The organism is Mesorhizobium sp. M1A.F.Ca.IN.020.06.1.1 (assembly GCF_004023265.1).
GTDB lineage: Bacteria > Pseudomonadota > Alphaproteobacteria > Rhizobiales > Rhizobiaceae > Mesorhizobium.
This window is the reverse complement of sequence record NZ_RZSR01001125.1, coordinates 1-1,723: the sequence shown is the minus strand read 5'-3', so window position 1 is coordinate 1,723 and position 1,723 is coordinate 1. Positions and strand designations below refer to the sequence as shown.

Sequence of the window (1,723 nt, the reverse complement as noted above, 5' to 3'; positions counted from 1 at the left end):
CACCAAGGCCGCGCATGCAGGTACCGCCAAAGGGAAAGCTGCACAATGACTGATGCCTTCATCTGCGACTATATCCGCACGCCGATCGGCCGTTTCGGCGGCGCGCTGTCCTCGGTGCGAGCCGACGATCTCGCCGCCATTCCGCTGAAAGCGTTGGTCGAGCGCAACCTGGGCGTCGACTGGGCCGCGGTCGACGACGTCGTCTTTGGCTGCGCCAACCAGGCCGGCGAGGACAACCGCAACGTGGCGCGGATGGGGTTGCTGCTGGCCGGCCTTCCCCAGGACATTCCGGGCTCCACGATCAATCGGCTCTGTGGCTCGGGCATGGATGCCGTCACCATCGCCGCCCGGGCCATCAGGGCCGGCGAGGCCGAGCTGATGATTGCCGGCGGGGTGGAATCGATGAGCCGCGCGCCCTTCGTCATGCCGAAGGCCGACACCGCCTTCTCGCGCAATGCCGAGATCTACGACACCACCATCGGCTGGCGCTTCGTCAACCCGCTGATGAAGAAGCAGTACGGCGTCGATTCCATGCCGGAGACCGGCGAGAACGTCGCCGAGGAGTTTTCGGTCAGCAGAGCCGACCAGGACGCCTTTGCCGTGCGCAGCCAGGACAAGGCTGTTGCGGCGCAGGCCAATGGCCGGCTGGCGAAGGAGATCACGCCGGTGGCGATCCCGCAGAAAAAGGGCGAGCCAATCGTCGTCTCGAAGGACGAGCATCCCCGCGCCGGCATGACCATCGAGGCGCTGGCCAAGCTGCCGACGCCGTTCCGCCAGGGCGGCACGGTGACCGCCGGCAATGCCTCCGGCGTCAATGATGGTGCTGCTGCGCTGATCATCGCCTCCGAAGCGGCTGCCAGGAAACATGGCCTGACGCCGATCGCCCGCATTCTCGGCGGTGCTGTTGCCGGCGTCGCGCCGCGCATCATGGGTATCGGTCCCGCGCCGGCAACCAAAAAGCTCTGCGCCCGTCTCGGCTTGAGGCCTGACCAATTCGACGTCGTCGAGTTGAACGAAGCCTTCGCATCGCAAGGCGTTGCCGTGCTGCGTGAACTCGGAATTTCCGAGCAGGCGAAGCATGTGAACCCCAACGGCGGCGCGATCGCGCTCGGTCATCCGCTTGGCATGTCGGGCGCGCGCATCACCGGCACGGCGGCGCTGGAGCTGCGCGAGCGCGGCGGACGCTGCGCTTTGGCCACCATGTGCATCGGCGTCGGCCAGGGCATTGCGATTGCACTGGAACGGGTCTGACGGCTCGGCCCGCTCAGTAAGGCAGGCCGACATAGTTCTCCGCCAGCGCGGTCGAGGCGGCAATGGAGTGTACCAGATAATTGAGCTCGGCTTCCTGGATGCGCTGACCGAACTCACCCGCCTCGGGGAAGCGGTGAAGGATCGTCGTCATCCACCAGGAGAAGCGCACCGCCTCGCAATCGATGCGATGCGTCGCCCTCGAGCCCGGTCCGGTATCGGTTGGTATTGTTTGCGTCATCGCCCATGGAGATGCTTTCCCTCAGGCAACGACGCGACGAAGGCGCGGATCAGGGCGACGAGCGCGTCGGGCTGCTCGATGCAGGGAATGTGCCCGGCGCCGCGGATCAGCTCGAAGCGCGCGCCGGGGATCAGGTCGGTAAGCGAGCGCACGAGATCGGGCGGCGTCGAGCCGTCCTGGTCGCCGACGATGCAGAGCGTCGGCACCGCGATGCGGCGCGCGCTGTCGGTGAAA

The 1,723-nt window shown here is 66.6% G+C and carries 2 protein-coding genes and 1 pseudogene; 1 reads left to right on the top strand and 2 read right to left on the bottom strand.

Annotated elements, in window-relative coordinates; genetic code table 11:
• The first annotated feature begins 45 nt into the window (after window positions 1–45).
• Window positions 46–1,251 carry a 3-oxoadipyl-CoA thiolase gene (pcaF, locus tag EOA60_RS31665; protein ID WP_095824979.1) on the top strand — a complete coding sequence of 402 codons (1,206 nt, stop codon included), beginning with the start codon at window positions 46–48 and terminating at the stop codon, window positions 1,249–1,251.
• A 13-nt stretch (window positions 1,252–1,264) separates the two neighbouring features.
• Here pcaF and EOA60_RS31660 read toward each other — a convergent pair.
• Window positions 1,265–1,426 (bottom strand): annotated as a pseudogene (locus tag EOA60_RS31660) (4-hydroxybenzoate 3-monooxygenase); the annotation flags it as partial.
• Between the two features lie 59 nt (window positions 1,427–1,485).
• A partial coding sequence (locus EOA60_RS31655) for an alpha/beta fold hydrolase (RefSeq protein WP_348632739.1) occupies window positions 1,486–1,723 on the bottom strand: 238 nt, incomplete at its 5' end.